The 23,184-nt window shown below is 73.7% G+C and carries 16 protein-coding genes; 10 read left to right on the forward strand and 6 right to left on the reverse strand.

Translation table 11 applies throughout. From position 1 onward, the window contains the following. Positions 1 to 23 precede the first annotated feature (23 nt). Entirely contained in the window at positions 24 to 1,274 is a 1,251-nt protein-coding gene (locus ACIP84_RS05130) for an RCCLKC-tail radical SAM protein (protein ID WP_401794623.1), read from the reverse strand. Positions 1,275 to 2,139: 865 nt separating this feature from the next. On the opposite strand from ACIP84_RS05130, the gene ACIP84_RS05135 reads away from it, so the two are divergent. The 3 genes from ACIP84_RS05135 to ACIP84_RS05145 are packed head-to-tail and all read left to right on the forward strand — an operon-like array spanning position 2,140 to position 5,608. Then, the gene (locus tag ACIP84_RS05135; protein ID WP_401794625.1) at positions 2,140 to 3,051 is read left to right on the forward strand and encodes a phosphate ABC transporter substrate-binding protein; all 912 of its coding nucleotides are present in this window, start codon (positions 2,140 to 2,142) and stop codon (positions 3,049 to 3,051) included. A gap of 2 nt (positions 3,052 to 3,053) precedes the next feature. Next, positions 3,054 to 4,886, forward strand: coding sequence for a phosphate ABC transporter permease subunit PstC (gene pstC / locus ACIP84_RS05140; protein ID WP_401794628.1), 1,833 nt, complete (start codon positions 3,054 to 3,056; stop codon positions 4,884 to 4,886). Beyond that, entirely contained in the window at positions 4,874 to 5,608 is a 735-nt protein-coding gene (locus ACIP84_RS05145; protein ID WP_401794631.1) for an ATP-binding cassette domain-containing protein, read from the forward strand. Before pstC ends, ACIP84_RS05145 begins: the two co-directional genes overlap by 13 nt. A 244-nt stretch (positions 5,609 to 5,852) precedes the next feature. On the opposite strand, the gene ACIP84_RS05150 is transcribed toward ACIP84_RS05145, so the two are convergent. Continuing rightward, a complete protein-coding gene (locus tag ACIP84_RS05150; RefSeq protein ID WP_401794634.1) occupies positions 5,853 to 10,040 on the reverse strand; it encodes a S8 family serine peptidase in 4,188 nt (1,395 codons plus the stop codon). Between the two features lie 124 nt (positions 10,041 to 10,164). Between ACIP84_RS05150 and ACIP84_RS05155 the strand changes: the two genes are divergently transcribed. The 4 genes from ACIP84_RS05155 to ACIP84_RS05170 all read left to right on the forward strand — a co-directional run bounded on the left by ACIP84_RS05155 (position 10,165) and on the right by ACIP84_RS05170 (position 13,551). Then, positions 10,165 to 11,118: a helix-turn-helix domain-containing protein gene (locus ACIP84_RS05155; RefSeq protein ID WP_401794637.1), complete on the forward strand. Its 954-nt coding sequence runs from the start codon at positions 10,165 to 10,167 to the stop codon at positions 11,116 to 11,118. Between the two features lie 164 nt (positions 11,119 to 11,282). Further along, positions 11,283 to 11,918, forward strand: a complete 636-nt coding sequence (locus ACIP84_RS05160) for an ATP-binding cassette domain-containing protein (RefSeq protein ID WP_355965671.1) — start codon at positions 11,283 to 11,285, stop codon at positions 11,916 to 11,918. Continuing rightward, positions 11,915 to 12,793: a metal ABC transporter permease gene (locus ACIP84_RS05165; RefSeq protein WP_355965669.1), complete on the forward strand. Its 879-nt coding sequence runs from the start codon at positions 11,915 to 11,917 to the stop codon at positions 12,791 to 12,793. The genes ACIP84_RS05160 and ACIP84_RS05165 overlap by 4 nt, the downstream gene beginning before the upstream one ends. After that, on the forward strand, positions 12,742 to 13,551 hold the full coding sequence (locus tag ACIP84_RS05170) for a metal ABC transporter solute-binding protein, Zn/Mn family (RefSeq protein WP_401794641.1): 810 nt from the start codon (positions 12,742 to 12,744) through the stop codon (positions 13,549 to 13,551). The genes ACIP84_RS05165 and ACIP84_RS05170 overlap by 52 nt, the downstream gene beginning before the upstream one ends. Positions 13,552 to 13,721: 170 nt before the next feature. Here ACIP84_RS05170 and ACIP84_RS05175 read toward each other — a convergent pair whose 3' ends face one another. Together ACIP84_RS05175 and ACIP84_RS05180 are read right to left on the reverse strand one after the other, a co-directional pair. Continuing rightward, positions 13,722 to 15,380 carry a class I adenylate-forming enzyme family protein gene (locus tag ACIP84_RS05175; RefSeq protein WP_401794644.1) on the reverse strand — a complete coding sequence of 553 codons (1,659 nt, stop codon included), beginning with the start codon at positions 15,378 to 15,380 and terminating at the stop codon, positions 13,722 to 13,724. Then, positions 15,377 to 17,179, reverse strand: a complete 1,803-nt coding sequence (locus ACIP84_RS05180; protein ID WP_401794647.1) for a CoA transferase — start codon at positions 17,177 to 17,179, stop codon at positions 15,377 to 15,379. Before ACIP84_RS05180 ends, ACIP84_RS05175 begins: the two co-directional genes overlap by 4 nt. 144 nt (positions 17,180 to 17,323) lie before the next feature. Here ACIP84_RS05180 and ACIP84_RS05185 point away from each other — a divergent pair, with 144 nt between their 5' ends. Further along, positions 17,324 to 18,505, forward strand: coding sequence for an acyl-CoA dehydrogenase family protein (locus ACIP84_RS05185; protein ID WP_401794650.1), 1,182 nt, complete (start codon positions 17,324 to 17,326; stop codon positions 18,503 to 18,505). Here the strand turns inward: ACIP84_RS05185 and ACIP84_RS05190 are convergent. Together ACIP84_RS05190 and ACIP84_RS05195 are read right to left on the reverse strand one after the other, a co-directional pair. Next, the gene (locus ACIP84_RS05190; RefSeq protein WP_401794653.1) at positions 18,492 to 19,580 is read right to left on the reverse strand and encodes a sugar ABC transporter permease; all 1,089 of its coding nucleotides are present in this window, start codon (positions 19,578 to 19,580) and stop codon (positions 18,492 to 18,494) included. The genes ACIP84_RS05185 and ACIP84_RS05190 overlap by 14 nt on opposite strands. Positions 19,581 to 19,701: 121 nt before the next feature. Further along, positions 19,702 to 20,925 (reverse strand): MFS transporter, encoded by a 1,224-nt coding sequence (locus tag ACIP84_RS05195; protein ID WP_401794655.1) that lies wholly within the window; start codon positions 20,923 to 20,925, stop codon positions 19,702 to 19,704. A gap of 239 nt (positions 20,926 to 21,164) precedes the next feature. On the opposite strand from ACIP84_RS05195, the gene ACIP84_RS05200 reads away from it, so the two are divergent. Together ACIP84_RS05200 and ACIP84_RS05205 are read left to right on the forward strand one after the other, a co-directional pair. Continuing rightward, a complete protein-coding gene (locus ACIP84_RS05200; RefSeq protein ID WP_401794658.1) occupies positions 21,165 to 21,893 on the forward strand; it encodes a hypothetical protein in 729 nt (242 codons plus the stop codon). A 157-nt stretch (positions 21,894 to 22,050) separates the two neighbouring features. Beyond that, on the forward strand, positions 22,051 to 22,746 hold the full coding sequence (locus ACIP84_RS05205; protein WP_401794661.1) for a sigma-70 family RNA polymerase sigma factor: 696 nt from the start codon (positions 22,051 to 22,053) through the stop codon (positions 22,744 to 22,746). Positions 22,747 to 23,184 lie beyond the last annotated feature (438 nt).

Below are 23,184 nucleotides of genomic sequence, written 5' to 3' on the forward strand. Positions count from 1 at the left end.
TCCTTTTCTTGTCAGCGGGTGGGTCAGCACTTCACGCAGCAGCGGATCTTGCCCGCGTCCTCGGCGTCGGTGCGGCGCTCCTGCCAGAGCTCCTCGACGCGCTTGTCGGGGTGGGTCCACTCCACCCAGAAGCCGCGGTCGACGGTGGCGATGTCCTCCATCCAGGGCGAGGAGAGCAGCGGGGAGCCCTTGAACAGCAGCAGTCGGGTCTGCAGGGCGGTGGGGTCGGTGACGCGGGCGAGGCCCGTCTCGACCAGCCAGTCCTCGAAGCCCAGGAGCTCCTCGTACTCGATCCACGGGGTGAACGGGATGAACGTCGGGTAGAGCTCGAAGCCGATCCGCTCGGCCTCGTCGACCGCCTCGCGCATGTGGTCGACGTCGATGTGCTTGTCGAAGATGCGCAGGATGCGGTTGGAGGGGAACTCGAGGGCGCAGGTGACGCGGCGCAGCCCGAGCGAGACGAGCTTCTCCAGTTCCTTGGTGTAGTCGAGGACGTGGTCGACGCGGGTGGTGAACTCGAACGTGATGGGGCCGATGGCCTCGACGAGTCGCTCGACCACACCGATGCCGATGGTGCGGGAGTTGAAGAACTCGGCGTCGATGAAGCAGAAGTGCCGGACGCCCTCCTCCGCCAGCTGCAGGGCGTCGGCCAGGACGCTGTCGGCGTCGTAGGCGGCGACACCGCCGTCGTACGCGCCGTAGACGGAGCAGTAGGTGCACTTGTGGTGGCAGCCGCGGGATGCCTCGATGTTGCCCATCAGGCCGAACGGCGAGTGGTGCGCCGGGTAGTGCACGAGGGAGGGGAAGAGGTCCCGGGCGGGCTTGGTGACCGAGATGCGCCGGCGCGGGGGCTTGGGCCGCATGCCCGTGCGGGTCATCAGGGCGGGCACCGCGTCGAGCGCGAGGGTGCCGGCGGCGAGCTGGGCCAGCTCCTCGCTGATGAGCTCGGGCTCCTCCATGATGATGCCGTCGGCGACCTCGAGGAACTCCCGGTGGTTCATCTGCGCGTACTGGCCGAAGGTCACGACCGTGGTGCCGTACGCCTCCGAGACCCTGCGTGCCAGGGCGATTCCCCGCTCGAGGCCCTCGAACTGCTGGACCGAGACGAGCGTGAGGTCGAAGGGGCCTTCCGGAATGGCGTCGGGAAGCAGGTGCGCGTCCCAGCCGACGACGTCGGCGCCGTGCTGCTGTAGAGCGGCGGCCGCACACGCGGACGTCAGAGGCTGGAGCTCCGCTTCGAACGCGGAGGCAACCAGAACACGGGCACTACTCACACTTCCCCCCAGGGAGTGATCAAGGAGCGTGACGGATCGAGTGGGGCCGGGTCAGAGCCCAGGTCGGTAACGACGCTGTCGACCGACGGCCGGAACCCTGCCAGCGTTGAGCGATGTATGTCAATAGATCGATGAATGACTGAAAGACGAGCCCCCCGGCCCCCCGTTGCCGCAGAACACCGCTGCCCCGATTCGCCCTCGTCTGTAGCTGGTTGCGAAGAGAGGTCACGCGCTTGCATCGCGTTGTTCACACAGCTCGAAGCTGCTTGGAGCGAGGGTGTCGACCAGCGACCACGCGTCTTCGGAATTCGTGGCCGACCTCCGGCAGCTCACCCGCCGACCCGGCGTGTGACTCAAATTCAATCGCTGATCATCGATGATTTCGCCCCTCAAGATCTCGCCAGGGCGACTCCGAGGCGGTAGCGTTCGCCCACGGCATCGCGGTCCGCACCCGGGGTCAGCGGGTGAACGGATACCGGTGCCTTGATGCTTCAGCCCTGTCAATGGGGAGCGGGCCGAGCATCACCGCTCAGGTCGCGAGCGTCCTACGGCAGCCCAAGGGTCCTGAGCGAGTTCAACGGGGAACGCGGTTAAGGACCGCAAGGACATCTCGACTGCGCGTCGCCGGCAGCCGTCACCCGCACCCTCCATGTCCCACGCCGCGCCCGCGGAGCGCCTGCGGGCTCGCCAGGTGTCCGCCCGCCTCGTCCACGCGGCGGGGGGTGCCACCGTCGGCACGGCTGCGCCCCTTCCACGTCCCGACCCCAGACCTGCTTGCCCTAAGGGGCCTGGCCGCGGCGATCCGCCGACGGCTTTCCCCGACTCCCACCCCTTCCCTCACCGCAAAGGCACCGCCATGTCTTTCATGTCCAGCGAAACCCGCAGTAGAGCATCGCGCCTCACCGGACGGCGTGTCCGCCAGAGCGCCTCTGCCGCCTCCGCCGCTCTCCTCCTCTCAGCCGCCCTGACCGGCTGCGCCGGCTCCGCCGAGGCCGACTCGGACGCCATCCAGGCCAGCGGCTCCACCACCGTCGCTCCGGTCGCCTCCGACGCCGCCGAGGCACTGAAGGCCAAGGGCCTGAACATCACCGTCGCCACTCAGGGCGGCTCCGCCGGCGGCATCTCCCAGCTCGGGACCGGCCAGATCAACATCGCCCTCAGTTCCAAGCCCTTGTCCGAGAAGGACCGCAAGGCGTACCCCGACACGGACTTCGTCACCACGCAGATCGGCGCGGACGCCGTCGGCGTCATCATCACGAAGGAAGTGGCCGACGGCGGGGTCAAGGGCCTGTCCAAGGCGCAGGTGGCGGGCCTGTTCGAGGGGAAGATCACCAACTGGAAGGAGGTCGGCGGCCCCGACCTCCAGGTCTTCGTGTACGACAAGGAGCCCGGCCGCGGCACCCGTGAGGTGCTCGACAAGTTCATCTACGGCAAGGACGAGCCGCCGGCCCCGCCCAAGTCCGCGAACTACGCCATCGTCGGCGGCAACCTGGAGACCCGCAACAAGCTGAAGTCCACCCGCGGTTCCGTCGCCCCGCTGTCGACCGGCTTCATCGACGGTCACCCCGAACTGGTCGCCGTGCCTCTGGAGGGCGTCGCCCCCACCCTGGCGAACGTGGCGTCCGGCAAGTACCCGATGACCCGTCCGCTGTACATGATCACCAACGGCAGCCCGAAGGGCACCGTCAAGCAGTACATCGACTACATCCTCTCGCCCGAGGGCCAGAGGCTGCTGCCCAAGCACGGCTACCTCACGCGCGAGCAGATGGGCCTCTGACCATGGGTCTCACTCTGGAGCGCCCCGCCCAGGCGCCCGGACCCACCCTGCCGCGGCCCTCCTCCGGGAACGGCCGCGGCAGCCGGGCGAGATGGGTCTGGGGCTGGGCGTACAGCGGCATCCTGTCCGTACTGCTCACCCTCGCCGTCCTGCTCGGCTACCTGGTCACGGGCATCGCAAGCGGTACCGTCGACTGGGCGGCCCTGTTCACCTCGTCCACCTGGAATCCAGGCACCCTGGCCTTCGGCGGCCTGGCCATGATCTACGGCTCGGCGGCCGTATGCGTCCTGGCACTGGTGCTCGCCGTCCCGATCGGCTGGGCGGCGGCCATCGCCCTGTCCGAGTACCTGCCGCCCCGTCTCGCCAAGGCACTGCGCCTGAGCATCGAACTCCTGGCAGCGGTCCCCTCCATCGTCTACGGCCTGATCGGCATCATGGTGATCCGGCCGTTCGTGGCGGACCTCGGTGACGTGCCGGGCGGCGACAGCCTCCTCGCCGCCGGCATCGTCCTCGCGGTGATGATCATGCCGACGATCGTGGCGGTCAGCGTGGACGCACTGGCCGCCGTACCCGGCCGGTACCGGGAGGCGGCGTACTCCCTCGGTCTGACCCGCCGCGAGGTCGTCCGATCCGCCGTCCTGCCCCAGGCCCGGTCGGGCATGCGCGCCGGCGTCCTCCTCGGCCTGGCCCGTGCACTGGGTGAGGCCATCGCGGTCTTCATGGTCATCGGCCGCGCCGACGGGCGGTTGCCGGAATCGCTGGGGGACATCTTCTCCTCCCTCGTACGCCCCGGTCAGACGCTCACCACGAAGCTGGCAGGCCCCGAGCCGATGCTGGCGGGCACCTCCGGCCCGTACTTCGCAGCACTGTGCGGACTGGGCGTCATCCTGCTGGCCCTGGTCGCCGGAGCCACCGTATGGGGGACCCGCGGCTCGACGGGACGGACCGCGCGCGCCCCGCGTGCCCGTCGGTCCTCCGCGTGGCTGCGCACTCCGAAGGACCGGGTCACCACCGTCGTCCGTCTCGGCGCCCTGCTGCTGCCGGGGGCCCTGCTCGTCGGCATGCTCGGCATCCTGCTGGCCCGCGGCGGCGCGGCACTCCATCCGGCCTTCTGGTTCTCGCCTTCCGAGGGCGCGGCAGGTGGCGGCATCCGCGACCAGATCCTCGGTACGCTCCTGCTCCTCGCCACGACGGCGCTGATCGCACTTCCGCTCGGCTACGGAGCGGGCATCGTGATCGGCACGCGTGCCTCCGCGAAGTCCGCCCGCGTCCTGGAGACCCTGACCGTGGCGATCGGCGGGACGCCGACCATCCTGCTGGGCCTCGCGGGGTACGTCCTCTTCTGCACGACCATGGGCTGGGGCCGTTCCTGGCTGGCCGGCGCCGTGGTCCTGGTGCCCGTGGTGGTGCCGGTGGTCGCCCTCACCACCGCGGGCCGGATCCGGAGCATCCCGGCGGAGATCACCGAGGCCGCATTCGCCCTGGGCCTCACCAGCTCCCAGTACGTCCGCTCCGTGGTCATCCCGTACACCTGGCCGGCCACGCTCACCGGCCTGCTGCTCGGGCTGGCCCGCGCGGCGGGAGAGACGGCCCCCCTGATCTTCACCGCCACGGTGTTCTTCGGGGCCCCCGCCCTCCCGACCGGCGTCGTCAACGCTCCGGTCCAGGCCCTGCCCACGCACATCTTCACCCTGTCGCAGGATTCGGGCGCCCCCGAGGCGATCGCCCAGGCGTGGGGCAGCGCCCTCGTCCTGGTCCTGATCACCGCGGGCCTGCTCAGCCTGGCGGTCCTCCTGCGCAACCGCTTCGAAGGAGCACGACGATGGACGACGTGACAACAGGTGGCACGACCACGGACAAGAGGGTCGACGGGACTGTCATCGCGGCCCGCGACCTGCAGATCCTCGACGGCACCACACGCCTGGTCGGCCCCGTGACGTTCGAACTGGCCGCCGGGTCCACCACCGGCCTGTGCGGCCCGTCGGGCGCCGGCAAGTCCACCGTGCTCCGCGCCCTGGTCGACCTGCTGCCCCACGGGCTCCGCCGTCAGGGGGAGGTGGAGGTCCTCGGGCGTCCGGTCCGTTACGGCAAGGGGGACGCCGATCTGCGCAGCACCGTCGTCCTGGTGCCGCAGACACCCGTGGTCTTCGGCGGCAGCATCCTGGACAACGCCCTGTTCGGCCTCCGTCACCTGGTGAGGGCGTCCCGCACGGAGATGCACGACCGCGTCGAGCAGGCACTGCGCGAGGCGGGCCTGTGGAGCGAGGTCTCCGACCGACTGGACACGCCGGCCCACACCCTGTCCAACGGCCAGCGCCAACGGCTCTGCCTGGCCAGGGCGTTGGCCCTCGAACCGGCCGCCCTCCTCCTCGACGAGCCGACGAGCGCCCTGGACGAGCGGAGCCGCGACACGGTCGAGGAGTCCGTGGCCGCCTTGCGGGGCAACCGGACGGTCCTGCTCGTCTCGCATGACCCCGCGCAGGTGGAACGGCTCTGCGACCGGACGGTCCGCATCGACGCGGCGAACGCCTGCGAGCCTTCCGCAGCGGCGGTCTGAGCGCTCGTCCGTCCCGCAGGACCCGATGGTCCTGGGCCCGCCTGGGGCAGGGGACGCTGGTGCGGGCCATGCCCGGCTCGCGGTGGCGGGCGACCAGGTGGGCGCGGGACGCACGGAAGGAGAGGGGCCGGCGGGCGGTACTCCCGCCGGCCACGCGCGCGAGCGCCGACCCGGGCCGGGGGCTTCCGGGCCGGGTCGGCGCTCGCGCCGGTCATGCGGTCGTGCTCGTCATGTACGGGACGGGTCAGCGACGTAGCTTCAGGCGGTGTACCCCGCCGTCGACCGCGCCGACGTAGAGCGTGCGGCCGTCGGGGGCGGCGGCCAGCTTGGTGGTGTCGGTGTTCTGCAGGCCGCTGGAGATGTTCTCCCAGGTGAGGCCGTTGTCGGTGCTGCGCAGTACGCCCCGGCCGCCCTGGACGAGTCCGGACGCGGTCGAGCGGGCGGTGGCCGCGTAGAGCGCCCCGTTCACCCGCAGCAGGTCCGAGACGTGGACCGCGAGCGGGCCGGTGTCGGCGGTGCGGAAGGTCCTGCCGTCATCGGTGCTGACCCGGACGGACGATCCGCCGACGACCAGGCGTCGGCCGTCCGTCACGATCGCGGAGACGGGGCCTTCGGCGACCTTGGTCTTGGTGACGCCGCCGTCGTCCGAGCGGTAGAGGCCCGAGGCGTTGCCGAGCCAGACGCGGCGCGGGTCGCGCGGGTCACCGGCCATGACGTCGAAGGACCTCTCGTGGAAGAGGTTCTTCCATGTCCTGCCGCCGTCGGAGGTCGAGAAGAGTCCGTGGCCGAAGATGCTCCTGAAGCTGATCGCCACCCGGTCCGGATCGGCCGGGTGGACCAGGATCGAGGTCGGTATCTCCGATGACGTGCCCTTCACCCGCCAGGTCCGGCCGGCGTCTCCGCTGCGGGAGACCTCGAAGAGGCCGGTCGCGGTGCGCCGGACCTGCCACACCACCTTGGTGTCCTGAGGTGAGACGGCGAGGTGCGAGGTGAGACGACCGGTCATGCCCTCCGCCCCGGACTGTCCCCACTCGGGGCCGGCGACGGGGATGGTGGTGCGATAGGTGCCGCTCACCGTTCCGGCGAGGAGCTGGTTGCCGGAAGCCGCGAGGGCGAAGGTGGTCAGGCCCTGGACACCGATCCTCCGGTATCCGGTGCCGTCGGCCGAGCCGCGGTACAGGCCGTCCTGTTCGCTGGACACGGTCACCGAGCCGTCGGCCCAGCGGTCGTAGTCCATCGCGATGGCGGCCTTCGACGGGGCGGGCACGGACTTCCAGGTCCTGCCGTGGTCGTGGCTCACCTGCCCGGCGCCGAACAGCGCGCGCAGGTACAGGTCGCCGCCGGAGGCGGACAGGCCGTTCCCGCCCTCCGCCCGGGGCAGCAGGGTGGACCAGGTGCGGCCCTTGTCGTAGGAGCCGCGGATGCCCGTACCAGGGACGTAGGCCGCCACCACGGTGGAGTCGGCCGTCATGCCGCGGATGGTGTTCACGGGCTCGTCGAGGACGAGGTGGGCCGTACCCGGGTCGCCCCTGCCGACTCCGTCGATCCGCCAGACGCTGTCGAAGGTCGCCAGGTACAGGGTGTCGCCGGTGAGGGTCGCGTCGCGGACGTCGGTCACGCCGGTGGGGTACGTCGCCCAGCTGTCGCCCGCGTCCGTGCTGACCAGCAGTGTGCCGTCGACGACCGCGGCGAGGGTACGGGTCTGCTCGTCCGGGACGAACTCGTCGATGTGCGCGTCGGGCACGTCGAGCTCGCGCCAGGAGCGACCGTTGTCATCGGTGCGCAGGATCGTGCCCCGGCGGGTGGGGTCGGCGGCCGTGTTCACGGCGTACCACCAGCGATCGGGGCGGCGGGCGTCGACCACGACCGCTCCGGTGCCGTTGCCGTCGGCGATCGGAAGCCTGCCCACCTGGCGCCAGTTGGCGCCGCCGTCGGTGGTCAGCCAGGGGGCGGCCTTCCGGAACTGGGTCACGACGGCCTGCTGGGGCCGGGCAGGCGAGAGCGCGAGGTGACCGGCCTCACCGTTCGGGCCGATGGGCTCCCAACGGTCGCCGCGGCTGCGGGCGGGGGTGACCTCGAAGGCGCTGGTTCCGGTGATCCGCCGGCCGTCGGTGGTCGTGGCCCGCACGGCCAACCGGTAGGCGCCCGCCGCCTTCCCGGTCACGTCGGCCTGGTAGTAGCCGGCACCGTTCATGGTGGTGGGCAGGGGGAAGGCCTTGCCGTGCGGTGGCGTGACCCTGATCTCCGGCGGCGCGTTCAGGGCGGCCGGGGCGGCGATGTGCACGGTGGAGCGGCCGTCGCTCGGGTCGGGGGACGCCTGGACGACCAGGTGCCGGACGACGAGCAGGTACGGCACCCGGAGGGCCGGGCCGTGCGCGGGGGTGGCCGTGATCCGGCCGCTGATCTCCGTGTCGTCGGCCGGGCGGTCGGCGCGCAGGGTCACGGTGACGGTTGCCGACCCCCCGGCGGGGACGGTCACCCGCGACGGAGACACGCCGGTGGGCCCGGTACTGCCGAGGGTGACGGCCAGCGGCCTCTTGCCGGGGTTGGCCAGGCGTACCTTCGCGGTGCCGCCCACGGTCCGGTCCGCCAGGTCGGCGAGGCCGAACGACACGCTCGTCGGAGAGGCCGTGAGGGTGGCCGACGCCGCGGCGGCCACGTCGAGCCGTCCGTTGCCCTGGACGGTGGGGCCGGTGCCGGCTAGCTGCTTCGCGGTGCCGACCAGTGCGGACCTGATCGCGTCGGGGTCCTGGTCGGGGCGCAGTTGGCGCAGCAGGGCGGCGGCTCCGGCGACGTGCGGGCTCGCCATCGAGGTGCCCGACATGCGGTAGACACCAGGTGCGTACATCGAGGTGGGGACCGCGGAGCGGATCTCCACGCCGGGTGCGACCAGGTCGGGTTTGAGTCCGAAGCCGGTGCCGGGTCCGCGCGACGAGAACGAGGCGATCTCGTCGGTGGAGTCGGTGCCGCGCAGGGTGACGGACACCTTTCCGGCGGCCAGTTCACGGCTCAGCTGGGCGTACTGGGTCGTGTCGATGCCCATGACGACCAGGCGGTCCATGCGCAACGAGTCACCGGAGGCGGCGGTCCGGGTCAGGTCGGGGCGGGCGGGGGTCTCCCGGGCCTCGACCGTTCCCGGGCCGGCGGCAAGCACGGGTCCTTCGTGGGCCGGGAGGCCGCCGAGCACGGCGAGCGCGCCGCGTTTCTCGGCTTCGCGTGCCCAGTCGATGTCGCTCTGGCTCAGGACGTCCGTACCGGGGGCGACGAGCAGGTCGGCCCGCAGGATCTTGCCCCGTACGTCACCGACCCGCTTCCAGTCCTCGACGGTGCCCGCGCCGACGTCCACGAGCGGCGCGGTGACCGGTTTCCGGGGCGGGTTGGCGGACAGGACGCCTCGGTACGTCTGGATCAGTTCGGGCTCCTTGCCCGCCAGGTACGCGCTGGGGATCCGCAGCCCGCTGGTGGAGGCGCCGACCGCGATGACGCCGTCGGCCGCCGCCGGTGTGCTCACGGTGCCGCTGCCGGGGCCGTCGTTGCCCGCCGCCGCGACGACGACCACTCCGGCCCGCACGGCGGCGGTCGCCGCGCGGCCCAGCGGGTCGGTGCCGTCGCCGGGGCCGCCGAGGCTCATGTTGATGACGTCGGCCCGGTGGGGGTTGCCCGGATCGGCCGCGGCCTCGATGCCGGCGATGATGTCGGAGGTGTAGCCGCTGCCGTCGGCGCCGGTGACCTTGTAGGCGAGCAGGCGCGCGTCGGGCGCCATGCCGGTGACGCCTCCCTCCTTGGCCGCCTTGCCCGCGATGATGCCCGCGACGTGGGTGCCGTGGCCGTTGTCGTCCATCGGGTCGTCGTCGCCGTTGGCGAAGTCGAAGCCGCCGACGACCTTGTGGCCCTCGCCGAAGCCGCCGCCCAGGTCGGGGTGGCCGTAGTCCACGCCGCTGTCCAGGACCGCCACGACGGTGCCCTTGCCGGTGGCCTTCACCCCGGCCGGGTCCTCGCGCTTCCAGACGTCGGGTGCGCCGGTCAGCGGGACGCTGATGTCCGTGCGCACCTGTACGCGGGTGTCGGGCCGGACGGCGACGACGCCCGGCAGCGCGGCCAGCCGTGCCCTCTCGGAGGCGGGCACCGTCATCGCCACGGCGTTGACGAGCAGCCCGAGTCCGCGGGGTGCGGTGGGGTGCAGTCCGGCTTGCCGTACCGTCCTGACGAAGGCGTCCTGCCGTACCGCCAGGGCCCGTCGGGCATCGCCGACGGCGGAGGTGGCGCCTGCGGCCAGGGATGTGAGCGAGCCGCCGGGGGCGGCTGCCACGGCGGCGTCTCCGGACAGCTCGACGATGACCCGCCGGCTGGAGTCGGGTGACTTCGCGGTCGCGGTGCCGGGTGTCGCGGTGAGCGTCCCGGCCAGCGCGACGGTGGTGACCGTGGCAGCCACCAGACGTCGGCTTCTTCGTGGGTTCTTGGCCATGGGAAGAAGTCCTAGCGCCGAAGTCACTCTCCGTACAACGGATCTTGACGGCCCATTGCTGCACCTGGCACAAGTGGGCCAGGATCCGGATATGACGAACGACTTCACCGCGGCAGGCATCGATCCGTTCGACGAGAGCGTCTACCGGGCCGTGTTGACCCGGCGTACGGCGGCCCCTGCCGAGCTCGCCGCCGACCTCGGCTGCTCCCCCCTCCGCGCCGCCAGGGCGCTGGACCGGCTGCACGACCACGGCCTGGTCGGGCGGCTCGCGGGGGGCCGCCGCCGGTACGCGGCGATCGAGCCGGGAGCCGCGGTCGAGTCCCTGCTACGGCACAGAGCAGCGGAGTTGGACCGGGTCCGTTCGGCGGCGGGCGAGCTGTCCCGCCTCTTCGCGGCCGCCCAGGCCGGCACCGCCGGGGAGGACGAGGTGGAGATCACCACCGGCCGCGAGGCGCTCGGCCGCTGGTTCGTCCGCCTCCAGCAGGAGGCGCGCGAGGACGTCATGACGCTGGACCGGCCGCCGTACGCACTGACCACCTCCAACCCGGTGGAGAGCACGGCGCTGGGGCGCGGCGTGCGCTACCGCGCGGTCTACGCCCCCGAAGCGCTGGAGTGGCCGGGGGTGCTCGATGACATCCGCGGACTCGTACGCCGTGGCGAGCAGGCCCGGGTGATGCCGGGCCTGCGGATCAAACTGGCCATCGCGGACCGCCGGTTGGCGCTGATGCCGCTCTCCCTGGACCTCGACGGCGTGCGCGCTGCGGTCATCCGCCCCTCCACGCTGCTGGACGCCCTCACCGACTACTGGGAACTGTGCTGGAAACAGGCCCTGCCGCTCGAAGCCCCCGCCGAGGACCCGCTCGGCGAGGAGGATCGTCTGGTGCTCACCCTGCTGGTCAGTGGCCTCAAGGACGAGGCCATAGCCCGCCAGCTCGGCTGGTCGGTCCGCACCATGCGCCGGCGCATGAGCCGCCTCCACGAACTTCTGGGCGCGGTGAACCGCTTCCAGGCCGGCGTCGTCGCGGCACGCCGCGGCTGGATCTGACCTGACCGTCCGGACGTGTAACAGTCCGGGGGCTCCTGCCTCGGAAGGGACGAGGGGGGAGGTCGGTCGCGCTCCTCCGCGGTTCCCTCGTCGGGCCGGGAACTCGGCGCCTCCGCCGTACGACTCCTCCACCGCACCGGCACGGAAGCGGCGAGAGGCACGGGATGGGCGGACTGGACATACGCATGCGCGGGGTCGCCTGCCGGCACGGCCGTGCCGAGGCCGTGGTGGGCGTGGATCTGGAGATCGCCGCCGGCGAGCGGGTCGCCCTGACGGGGACGAACGGGTCCGGGAAGACGACGCTGCTGCGCGCGGTCCTCGGGATGCACCGGCAGACCAGCGGCTCCATCGAGGTCGGTGGGCGCGTCGCGCGCTCCGCCGCCGAGTGGGCGTGGCGGCGCCGGTCGTGCGCCTGGATCCCCCAGAAGCCCGCTGCCGGCCGCTTCCCGCTGCGGGGCGACGAGCTGCTCGCGAGCAGCGGGGCGCCCGGCGAAGCGGTGCTGGCGGCCGGGCGGCTCGGGGTCGGCGCCCTGGCCTCGCGTCCCGTGGGCACCTTGTCCGGTGGGCAGTTGCAGCGCATGTACCTGGCGCGGGCGATCGGCTGTGTCGCGGCGGGCGCCCAGGTGCTGCTCGCGGACGAGCCGACCGCCGCCCTCGACTTCGAGGGGCAGGACGAGGCGGCCGACGTACTGACCGCGCTGCCCGTCACGCTCGTGGTCGTCACCCACGACCGGGCGCTGGCGGACCGGTGCGACCGGGTCCTGGAGATGGCCGCCGGCCGGCTGCGGGAGGTGCGGTGAGCGCGCTCGCGGCGGCCGATCTCGGCGCCATGCTCCAGCTCGTGCCGGTCCAGCGGGCGGGGGTGGCGCTGCTCCTCGCGGCCGTCGGCCTGCCGGTGATCGGCGTCGTCATCGTGGGCCTCGACATCATGCCGGTGCGGTTCGCGATGATGCACGTGGCGCTGCTCGGCATCGCGGTCGGGCTGCTGACCGGGATCGACCCGATGGTGTGCGCCCTGGTGGCCTGCGCGTTGTCGGGAGCGGGTGTCGCGCCGCTGGCCCGGACGCCGGCGGGGCTCTCGGGGGCGATGGGTCTGCTGATGAGCCTCGCCATCGCCGCCGCGCTGCTCGTCCTCGCCGTCTCCGGCGTCAACGCGTCGGGGGCCTTCGCCCTGCTGTGGGGGTCGATCCTCTCGGTCGGCACCGCGGACCTCGTGGTCCTCGGCGTGCTGGCCGTGGTCGTACCCGGACTGTTCTGGTGGCGTCGCCGAGAGGTGGCACTGCTGCTGTACGACCGCGAGCTCGCCCAGTGCTCGGGGGTGCCGGTCCACTTCCTCACCACGGCTCTTCTCGTCCTGGTCGCGGTCGCGGTGGCCGGCGCGATCAAGCTGACCGGGGCGCTCCTGGTCGACGCGCTGACCCTGCTGCCCGCGCTGGCGGCCCGCCGTCTCGGCCGCTCGCTGGGGTCGATCACGCTCTGGGCGGTCGGCATCGGCGTCGCGGTCAACGTCACGGGCTTCCTGTTGGCCCTGTGGCTGGACTGGCCTCCCGGCCCGGTCCTCGTCCTGACGGCGGGGGTTGTCGTCCTCGCCGCGCATCTCATCCCCGAACGGAGAAACAGCTCATGGCGCGCACCCGCGTCCGTACCGCCCGTTTCGCTCCCCTCGTCGCACTGAGTGCGGCACTGCCCCTGCTCGCGGGGTGCGGGGAGGACAAGCCGGCCTCCGGCACCGACGCCACGGGGGCGGGTGACAAGCCGGTGGTCGTCGTGACGACCACCTGGGAAGGCGCCTTCGCCAAGGCCGCCGGGGCCGAGGACGTCACGGTGATCGTGCCGCAGTCCGTGCACCACGCCCCGGACTACGACCCGAAGCCGTCCGACCTGGCGGCCGTCGCGAAGGCGGACTTCGTGCTGTACGCGCCGTTCGAGCCGTACGCGGCGAAGATCAAGGAGGCGGCCGGTTCGAAGGCGAAGCTCGTCGAGGTGAACCTCGACAACGACCCGGCCAAGGCCGGGGCCGAAGTCGAGCGCCTCGGCGCCCTGTTCGGCACGAAGGACACCGCCTCGCGGTGGAAGGCCCGTCTCGACGAAGAGGTCACGAAGCTGAACGGCGAGCTCAGGGCCGCCTGGCCGGACGGCAAGAGCCCGACGGTCGTCTCCCAGGTCTTCACGGCCTGGGCGGCCGGCCTCGCGGGTGCCACGCCGGTGGGCACGTACGGCCCGGAGCCGGTGACCCCCGCGCAGTTGGCCTCGCTCTCGGCGAAGAAGCCCGCCTTCGTCCTCGACAACGCGCACATGTCGACCGGCACCGTGCTGCCGGACTCGGGCGCGAAGCAGGTCACGGTGGTGAACTACCCCGGCACGGACCTGGATCTGCTGGCGGTCTACCGCGCCGCGGCTGCCGAGTGGAAGAAGGCCATGAGCGGTTCCTGACCGCACCGACCGCACGGCGGGGCGCGGAGCGAAGGGGGAGGGCCGTGGTGCGGCCCTCCCCCTTCGGTTCGTCCGGCGGATCACCGCCGGGGGCACGCCCGATCCGCCGGACACGCCCTTGTCATCGCGCTCGATCCGCCGGACACGCCCGTGTCGTCAGGCCCGTGCCGTCACGCCTCGACGAGAACGGACGTCCGGTCCTCCGCGATCCGGGTCCGCAGCGCGGCACGGTCGGGCTTTCCCGCGGCGGTGAGCGGCAGTTCGGGCAGCACCAGGAGGTGCTCGGGGTGCTTGTGCCGGTCGACTCCGCGTGCGGTCAGGAACGTCCCGAGGTCGGCGAGGGACGGGGCCGCCGGACCCTTGGCGACCAGGCAGGCGGCGAGCCGCTCGCCCATCAGCGGGTCGGGCACGCCGACGCAGACCGCGTCCCGGACCTGCGGGTGGGAGACGAGTTCGCGCTCGACCTCGGCGGGGCTGATGTTGGCGCCGCCGCGTATCACCACGTCCTTGAGGCGGCCGGCGACGTGCAGGACGCCGTCGGCGTCGAGGAACCCGAGGTCTCCGGTCCTGACCCAGCCCTCGGGTGTGCGGTAGCGGGCGTCGAGCTCGGGTGAGCCCACGTAGCAGAGCGGGGTCATGGGGCCGCGGGCGACGATCTCGCCGATCCGCCCTTCGGGCAGCGGCTCGTGGGTGTCGGGGTCGGTGATGCGGATCTCGGCGACCCGGGGGTCGGGGCGGCCGGCGACGACACCGGAGCGGTCGGTGGGCGGCACGGCGTTCTGGAGCCCGGTGTGGCAGTTAACGCCGTCGGCCGATCCGTACAGGTTGACGACGGGGCAGCCGAAGGCGTCGGCCGCGGCCTCGGCGGTCGCTTCGTCGAGGGGCGCTCCGCCGAGGACGAGCGCGGTCGGGGCGGGCAGGGGTTCGTCCGTCCGCTCCAGGGCCTCCAGCATCATGCGGATCATGGTGGGCACGCCGAGGATGTGGGTGGGCCGGTGGTCCCGTACGGCGGCGAGGGCGGCCTCGGGGGTGAAGTGGTCGAGCAGGACGAGGGTGCCGCCGTGGCGGGCGAGGGCGACGGCCGTGCCGTTGGAGCCGAAGGCCGAGGCCAGGGGAACCAGGAAGAGGCAGCGGGGCGGGGTGTCGTCGGGCATGAGGGAGGCGAGGAAGTTCCCGCGGCCTCCGGCCAGGGCGTTGTGCGAGTACGCCACCATCTTCGGCTCCGTCTCGGAGCCGGACGAGACGAGGATGCGGGCAGCGCTGTCGGGGTCGGGGCGGGCCGGGACGAAGCGGGCGGGGTCGGTCCGCAGCAGCTGGGACAGCGGAATCGTTCCGTCGGGCGCGGGGCCGCGGCCGGCGGCGATGACGTGCCGCAGGGCAGGCAGGGCCGGAGCGAGGCTCTGGAGGTCGGCGGCGTGGGTCTGTCCCCGGTGTTCCACGGCGGCGATGACCGCGACGGCCTCCGCGCGGCGCAGCAGGCATTCGGCCTCCACCGCGCCGCGCCCGACCGGGAAGGGAAGGGCGATCGCGCCCAGAGCGGCGAGTGCCAGGTCCGCGATGACGGCGTTGCGGTGGTTGGGCAGTTGGACGCCCACGACGTCACCGGCGCCGACACCGAGCCCTCGGAGTCCCTCGGCGAGGGATCGGACCTTGCGGTCGAGGGCCGTGTAACAGAGCTTGCCCTTGGCGTCGATCACGGCGGTGCGGTGCAGATCGGCGATCTGTCTGGCCCGGTAGAGGCTGTAGACGTCGAGGTCGGGGCAGATGCCGTCGACCGCCCAGGAGCGGCGGAGGTCGGCGGGGAGCAGGTCGGTCAGGGTGACGGTCACGCGAGGCTCCAGGGGTCGGGAACGGCGGGGGCTCCGTGCGCGTCCCGGCCGATCGGGCCGGACAGGCGCGGGTCGTGGTGAAGGGCGGACAGGTCGGTGGTGACGGCCGTGGCGGTCAGGCCGTGGCCGCGCAGCTGGTCGAGCGCGTCCTCGGTGCACATGCCCGTGACGTCGTACGCCGTGGCGGCGGCCGCGCTGCCGTCGCTCGGCGCGATCCAGCCGTCGGAGGTCCTGAGCGGGTGCCGGAACCCGGCGGGCCGGCGGGGGTCGGCGCCGGTGGCGGCCCGTCGCAGGGCGGGGGCGAGGAGGGTGTCGGCCGCGCCGAGCAGTGAGGATTCGACCCGGACCCCGTGGCCCGTGCGCTCGCGCAGGAGCAGGCCCGCGAGGACGGCCTCGGTGCCGTGCAGGCCGCCGAGGACGTCGAGGAGCGTCATGAGGGAGGGCACGGGCGGTTCGCCGGCCGGATGGGCGGCCTCCCCCGCGCCCGTCCGGGCCTGCACCATGAAGTCGGTGCCCATGGGGGCGTCGTCGATCCGGTCGGCCCAGCCGCCGGTGTACGCGTACACGAGGGACGGGTTCACGGGGGCGAGGTGCTCGGCGTCGAGCCGAAGCTCCGCCGCCTTGCCCGGGGCCCAGTTGTGCAGGAACACGTCGGCCTCGGCGACGAGTTCACGCAGTCGCGTCCGGTCCCGGGGTGCCTTGATGTCGATCTCGACGGCCTCCTTGCCGCGGTTGAGCGCGAGCCAGCGGGCGGAGATCCCGTCACAGGCCGGCGGCATGCCCCGGAGCGGGTCACCGCCCGGGGGCTCGATCCGGATCACCCGGGCACCGAGCAGGCCGAGGAGGTGGGCGGCGAGCGGTGCCTGGATGCGGCGGCCCGCCTCAAGGACGGTCAGGCCGGCCAGCGGCAGGTCCTCGGTGGGGGCGGGGGCGGACCGGCCGGCGGCGCTCGCCGCGCGGTCCGGGCCGAGCGCGCGCACGGACCAGGGGTCGGCGCCGTCGTCCTCGGCGGCGCGCTCGGCGAGCGTACGCAGTCGGCACACCTCCGCCTCGGACCGCGCGGCGGCCTGCCGGATCCGTGCCCACGGGTGCCGACGGGCCACCTCGTGCAGGTCGACGGGGAAGGGCGCGCAGGCCGTGGCGTACCGGAACTGGAAGGGCCGCCAGCCCGCCCGTATCGCGTCGGCGGGAGCCTCCAGGGCGCGCCAGAACGCCGCCCAGGCTCCCGGGTCGAGCGTCTCCAGTTCGAACAGGACGCCGTCGGCGGAGAGGAACGGCGGTCCTCCCGGCGCGGGTTCGACGGCTTCCGGTTCGTCGGCACCGGCTGCCGCGAGGTACTGGGAGACGGTGAGCAGCCCGGCCCTGTCGGCCGTGGTCGTCCGCACGCGGGCCGGTGGCCCGCCCCGGGCCTGGCCGACGAGCCCCGCGAGCAGGCCCTGGACGGTGAGCACCCCGGTGGCGGTGGCCAGGTAGTCGACGGCGAGGCCGCGCGGGGCCCCGTGGCGGCGGCCGTGGACGGCCATGACACCGGTGACGGCCTGGGCGGTGGCCTCGTCCTCGATCCCGGAGCCGGTGGTCCCCCAGGCGGTACGGGCCAGGGCGGGCGCGAACTCCCCGCCGCCCAGGGCGATGTCCCCCGGCCCGCCGTCCCTCACCGTCGCCCCGAGTCGCCGCAGGTGGTCGGAGACGACCCGGGTCAGGGGCTCGGGGCCGCCGATGTCGCACCGCAGTGCGTCGAGCGGACGGGCTGTGTCGAGCGGGCGGCGGACCGCGGTGTGCGCGGTCGGCGATGACGCCATGCCTCTCCTCTCCTGGCGCGGCGGTGATGGCCGTCGCGCGGGGACTGTCACGGTCACGGGAACTCGGGGGGCGGTGGGCCCGACCTCTTCCACGGGCAGGCAGTCGGACGCGTGTTCTGCCGAGTTCCCGAGACGGAGGAAACAGTGACGGATCATGACGTACCGGATGTGGATCTGCTGCGGAAGCGGGTCTTCGCGTTCGTCCGTGACCGCGTGTTCCCCGTGGAGCAGGTGCTCGACGCCGGCGGGCCGCCCGCCGCGGACGTGCGCGAGCGGTTGCGCGAGGACGCCCGGAAGGCCGGCCTGTGGGCGCTGCCCCTGCCGGCCGAACTGGGCGGCGGCGGAATCTCCCTGGGCGCGTACGCGACCATCGCCGAGGCGGAGGGCGCCAGCGACCACGGCCCCGCGGCGCTCGGGTCGGCCTCACTCCTCGACGTGACCATGCTGGCCAGGCACGGTTCGGCCCGGGTGCGCTCGGCGTACCTCCCGGGCCTGGTCTCCGGCGGGCTCCGCACCTGTTACGCGATGACCGAGCCGGACACGCCCGGGACGGAGCCGGCGCTGACGGCGACCCGGGCGGAGCGGCTGCCGGGCGGCGGCCGGCGCGTGACCGGCCGGAAGTGGTTCGTGTCGAACGCGGGGCACGCGGACCTGGTGACCGTGCTCGCCCGCACGAGCGGATCGGCGGGGGACCGCGCCGGACTCTCCCTCCTCCTCGTGCCGACCGACTCGCCCGGCTTCCGGGTCGTGCGCGAACTGCCGATCCTGGGCGCGACCGGCCAGTACGAGATCGAGTTCGACGGTGTCGAGGTCGCCGAGGACCATCTCGTCGGCGACCTCGGGCAGGCCTTGGCGGTCGCGGGCGAGCGTCTCCAACTGGGGCGCACGCTCAGGGCGTTGCGGTGGCTCGGCCAGGCCCAGCGGGCCTTCGACCTGCTCTGCGACCGCGCCACGGAGCGCCGGGGCGGCCGGGGCCCGCTCGCGGACCGCCAGCTCGTCCAACAGCACGTCTTCGAAGCCCTGTTGGCTCTGCGGACGGCCCGCCCGCTCGTGTACGAGGCGATGGCGCTGGTCGCGGACGGACGCGATGCCCAGGTGGAGGTCGGCCTGGCGAAGACGGCGGCGGCCCGCACCCTCCAGGACGTCGCGGACCGGGCCGTCCAGGTGTTCGGCGCGGCCGGGCTCGGCCCGGACACTCCCCTGCCCGCGCTGTTCCGTACGGGGCGGACGGCCCGGATCCTCGACGGGCCGGACGAGCAGCACGTCTCCTCCGTCGCCCGGCGCGTCCTGCGGAGCCGTCGGGACTCCGCCGTCACACCCGCCTGAGGTCGGCCCGGCCGAGGAGTGCCGCGAGTCCGAGGGCCAGGAAGAAGTCGCCCCAGACGAGTTCGTGGCGGACGGCCGTGCCGCTGGGCGCGTCGTAGCAGCCGTCGAGGAGCATCCCGGCGGGCCGGGTCCCGCCCGGCCGGGTGAGGTGGTCCTGCGTGAGCCGGAGCAGGACGGCCTGCGCCCGGGCCGCGCACGCCGTCGCCCACACGGCTCCGGGCACGAGCGCCAGCTTCAGGAGGGCGACCGCGGCGACGGCGGCGGCGGAGGTGTCGAGCGGGCCGTCCGGATGACGGGCGTCCGTCGGCGGGACCAGCGGGCCGCCGAGCATCGCGCAGTCGGCGAGGAGGAGTTCGGCCGCCCCGGTCAGCCGGGCCGCGCGCCAGGAGGAGGTGTCCGCGAGCAGCAGGGCGTCCGCGACGGCCAGGAGGAGCCACGCCTCGCCCCGGGTCCAGCCGGGTGCGGGATCGGCTTCGGCCAGCCAGCCGTGCGTCCGGTCCAGGCGCCATGCCGGGGCGGGCCGCTCCGCGCCGTCGCGGGGCAGGCACAGGTCCAGATGGCGGTGGAGGTGCCGGGCGGCCGCTTCCCGCCCCTCGGGTCCGGCCGAGGCCAGCAGCGGTACGAGACCGGGGACACCGTCCGTACGAGCCCGCAGCCGCTCGCCGCCGAGGGCCGAGCCCCAGGGGACGAGGCCGAGTTCCGGGTCGAAGGCGCCGACGGCGGCCTTCGCCGCCCGCTGCCGAAGGGCCTGCGCCGTCGCGTCCCTGGTGGCCAGGGCGGTGCCGTACCAGAGGATGAGGCCCCGGGCCGCGGTGTCCGCCTCGCCCCAGGGGGCGAGCCGGCTGGTGACGGCGGCGGCGGCCGCGCGGTCCTCGTCGCCCCCGGTGCGGGCCGCCCTGAGCCACAGCAGACCCGCCCAGAAGCCGCCCGTCCACGATCCGCGTCCTGTGGTCGTCCACCGGCCGTCGGCCGGATCGGCGTACAGGGGAAAGCGGTCACCGACCTGTTCCGCGGTCTCCCCCACCCGCCGCAGGAGGAGGCCGAGGGCCTCCTCGGCCCAGTCCGTGACGGTCACCGCGAACCGGTCGGGCGGGTACGGCGATCCGGGGCCCGCACCGCGAACCGTTCGCGCGGGTACGGCGGCCCCGCGGCCGTCACGGCGAACCACCCGCGCGCGTGCGGCGATCCCGCGGCCGTCACCGCGAACCGTCCGCGCGCGTGCGGCGGTCACGTACCGCCCAGGCGAGCGCGACCGCCCCCGCGACGGCGAACTCCACGGCGACCAGCGTCCAGCCCTCCCCGTACCGCCCGCGCTCCGCGAGGAGTCCGAACAGCGGCGGGCCCACCGCGAACCCGGCGAAGAAGCCGGCGGCGACCAGGGCCGAGTCCTGTCCGGCCCGGCCGGGCGCGGAGCGCTGCATGACCAGGACCATCGAGACCGCGTTGCCGGACACGGCGAACACGCCGACCGCCACGGCCGCCGCCCACACCAGCAGGTCGACGTGGACGGCGGCGGTCAGGAGCGCGGCCGCTCCCACCGCCCCACCCGCGAGCAGGGCCGGCAGCCACGGAGCCCGGCCGGGCGTGGCGGCCCGGGACCAGCCGACCCGGCCGCCGATGCCGGCGACGCCGAGGACGGCGACCAGCGCGCCCGCCATCGTCGGCCCCATGCCGAGGCGTTGGGCCCCGAAGAGGGCCAGGTAGGTGTTGACGGAGGCGATGCCCGCGCCGAGGAAGAGCGAGAAGGCGGCAAGCCAGGGCACGGGGCCACCTCGACGGGACGGTGCCGGACCACCGGCGGCTCCCTTCGGCGGCGGTGACACGTCGACCGGCAAGGCCCGCCAGGCCCACAGGGCCGCGCCCAGCGCGGCACCGGCGGCCGCCCATACGGCACCCCGCCAGCCGATCGCGCCGGCGGCCGCCGCGAGCGGCAACCCGGCGACGAAGGCCCCCAGTTGGACGCCGGACTGCTTGGTGCCGGTGACCGCGCCCCGCCTCGGCGCCGGTACGGACGCCAGGATCGCCTTGTTCGTCGCCGGGTTGGCGAGCGCCTGGGGCAGTCCGCCGAGCGCGACGGCCACGAGCAGCAGGCCGGGGCCGGGCACGGAGCCGATCAGCCCCAACGCGAGTGCCGAGAGGGCGAGCAGGGCAACGAGGGCCCGGCGGGGGCCGACCCGGTCGACGAGCCGGCCTCCGACGGGAGAGAGGACGGCCGCCGTGCCGAAGCCCACCGTGGTGGTCAGCCCCAACACGGTCTCCGTGACGCCGAGTCGGTCGACGAGACGCGGACCCAGCGCACCGAGCAGGAACAGCTGCATCATCGAGAAGGCCATCGCCGTCGTGAGGAGCGCGGTCAGCCCGCGGGCCGGCCCCTCTCCGGTATCGGCAGGTGCCTCCGCCGCCGTACCCGCGCTCGTCACCGCGTACCCCTCCCCCGTTCGGCGACCGGGCCGAACGCCGTCGCCTTCGAGGAGTCGTGGCGACCGTGCCGGAAGTTCCCGCGGCGCTCTTGTGGGACCCGTCACAGTCGCGTACTCATGTCCCGACAGGTCGTGGGGGCGGCCGAGGGACGGCCGTTCCCGCTCTCATTCCTCCGGGAGGGTGCAAGGATGGGCGCGCCATGACACCAGGCCGATGTTCGCGAGGAGGGCGGGCCGCGATGTTCGCGGCCGTCTGCGTGCTGCTCGCTGCCACCGGCCACATCCTCATGTCGGGCCAGGGCGTGCCCGCCTGGACTCTCTCCCTCGCCTTCACCGCCACCGTGGCGGCCACCTGGGTCCTCGCGGGTCGCGAGCGCGGCGTCCTGGCCGTCACCGCGGCGAGCGTGGCCGTGCAGAGCGCGCTCCACACGGCCTTCTCGTGGTCCCAGACGACGGCCATGCCGACGACGACCGCACTGACGGCCACGCCCATGCCGACGTCCATGCCGACGTCCGTGCCGACGCCCATGTCCACGTCCATGTGGACGTCCGTGCCGACGTCCATGTCGATGAGCGACGTGCACGCGGCGCACGCGCACATGGCGCACGCGGCCATGGGTCACGGAGACGTGACCGCGTCCGTCGGCATGCTGTCCGAGGCTCAGGCCGGGCACGACATGACGGATGTGTCGTCGTCCTTAGGGATGTTGTCGGCCCACCTCCTGGCCGCGCTCCTGAGCGGCCTGTGGATGGCGTTCGGCGAGCAGGCGGCGTTCCGCCTGCTGCTCGCCGCGTCCCTGCGGGTCTTCCGCCCGCTGCGTCCGCTGCTCGCGTCCTTCGCCCTCGTCGTACGGAACCGGCCCCGGTTCCGGCCGGTGCGAGCCGGTGACGCGCGGACTCCACGCCGGCTCCTCCTCGCCCATTCGCTCATCTCCCGCGGTCCTCCCCAGGCACTCGCTGTCCTCTGACAGCCGGCTCCCCGAGCTCGACGGCTCCGTTCCGTCGCTCGGGCATCGGCCATGCCGCTTCCACCCGGTCGCGGCCGGCCGTACCAGTCACCGGCAACGGCGCCGACCTCATCCGCGCGCCGGCCGGATTCCCTTTGCCTCGTAAGGACTTGTGGCGATGACCCCTGCCCACGACACCCTCCTTCAGCGCCCGACGAGCACCTCCCGCTCGGCGCACGCACCGGACGCCGACACGGACGCGGCGACGACCCGGCTCGCTCTGGCCGCCCGGGACGGCGACCCGGCCAAGGCCGACCTCTTCGTACGCGCCCTGCACCGCGACGTCCGGCGCTACGTGACCTATCTCAGTGCCGACCGCCAGGCCGCCGACGACCTCACCCAGGAGGTGTTCCTCCGCGCGCTCGCCGCACTGCCCCGCTTCCAGGGGCGCTCATCGGCCCGCACGTGGCTGCTGTCGATAGCCCGTCGGACGGTGGTCGACAGCCTGCGGCACGCGGCCGCCCGCCCCCGGCTTTCCGACCGCGACGACTGGCAGGCGGAGGCCGAACACACCCAGCCCCGGGGGCTTCCCGGTTTCGAGGACGGCGTCGCGCTCGCCGAGCTCCTGGCCGCCATCCCGACCGAGCGGAGGGACGCCTTCGTCCTCACCCAACTCCTCGGCCTGCCCTACGCGGAGGCCGCCGAAGCCATCGGCTGTCCCGTCGGCACGGTCCGCTCGCGGGTCGCCCGCGCCCGGATCTCCCTGGTCGCCCTGGTGCGCGGCGCCGAGGAACCGGTGCCGTCGCCGGTGCTCGGCCCGGGCGGCGACGTTCCGGCACGCAGACGGTTCACTCGGGCGCCCGCGCTCGCCTGACCGTTCGCCTGGCCGTCGGCCTGACCGTCGGGCCCGACCGTTCGCCTGTCCGCCTGCCTGTCCGCTCGCCTCGGGTAGGCGACGAGGGTGGGGGCGGGGGCCTGGGGCGCGTCGCGGGATCGCCGCGACCCGGGCCCCCGCCCCCTCCCCGCATCCCCGCCCCTCCCCGCATCCCCGTACGCGTCCCCTCTCGCGGGAACCGGACCGCCAGGCTGTCCGACTCCTCCGGAAACACGGCCCGATCCCTCCGGTGCCGTACGACGCGCTTTGGAGAGGCGACCGATGGAGAAGTCACGCGCACCCTCGTCCCCTGCGGCAGGCACGGGGCGGTCAGGTTCTCCTCCCGTCGTTCTGGGGGGCTTCCTCCTGCTCCTCGCCCTGGTCTTCACGGGGTCGTACGCGCTGGGTTCGGTGGTGGGGCCGGTCGGCCCGATGCCG

The organism is Streptomyces sp. NPDC088707, assembly GCF_044752725.1.
GTDB lineage: Bacteria > Actinomycetota > Actinomycetes > Streptomycetales > Streptomycetaceae > Streptomyces.

Bases quoted from the DNA above. Each gene is read 5' to 3' on its own strand.
- ACIP84_RS05135 (WP_401794625.1), top strand. From the start codon at position 2,140: ATGTCCAGCGAAACCCGCAGTAGAGCATCGCGCCTCACCGGACGGCGT.
- pstC (WP_401794628.1), top strand. From the start codon at position 3,054: ATGGGTCTCACTCTGGAGCGCCCCGCCCAGGCGCCCGGACCCACCCTG.
- ACIP84_RS05145 (WP_401794631.1), top strand. From the start codon at position 4,874: ATGGACGACGTGACAACAGGTGGCACGACCACGGACAAGAGGGTCGAC.
- ACIP84_RS05155 (WP_401794637.1), top strand. From the start codon at position 10,165: ATGACGAACGACTTCACCGCGGCAGGCATCGATCCGTTCGACGAGAGC.
- ACIP84_RS05160 (WP_355965671.1), top strand. From the start codon at position 11,283: ATGGGCGGACTGGACATACGCATGCGCGGGGTCGCCTGCCGGCACGGC.
- ACIP84_RS05170 (WP_401794641.1), top strand. From the start codon at position 12,742: ATGGCGCGCACCCGCGTCCGTACCGCCCGTTTCGCTCCCCTCGTCGCA.
- ACIP84_RS05180 (WP_401794647.1), bottom strand. From the start codon at position 17,179: ATGGCGTCATCGCCGACCGCGCACACCGCGGTCCGCCGCCCGCTCGAC.
- ACIP84_RS05200 (WP_401794658.1), top strand. From the start codon at position 21,165: ATGTTCGCGGCCGTCTGCGTGCTGCTCGCTGCCACCGGCCACATCCTC.
- ACIP84_RS05205 (WP_401794661.1), top strand. From the start codon at position 22,051: ATGACCCCTGCCCACGACACCCTCCTTCAGCGCCCGACGAGCACCTCC.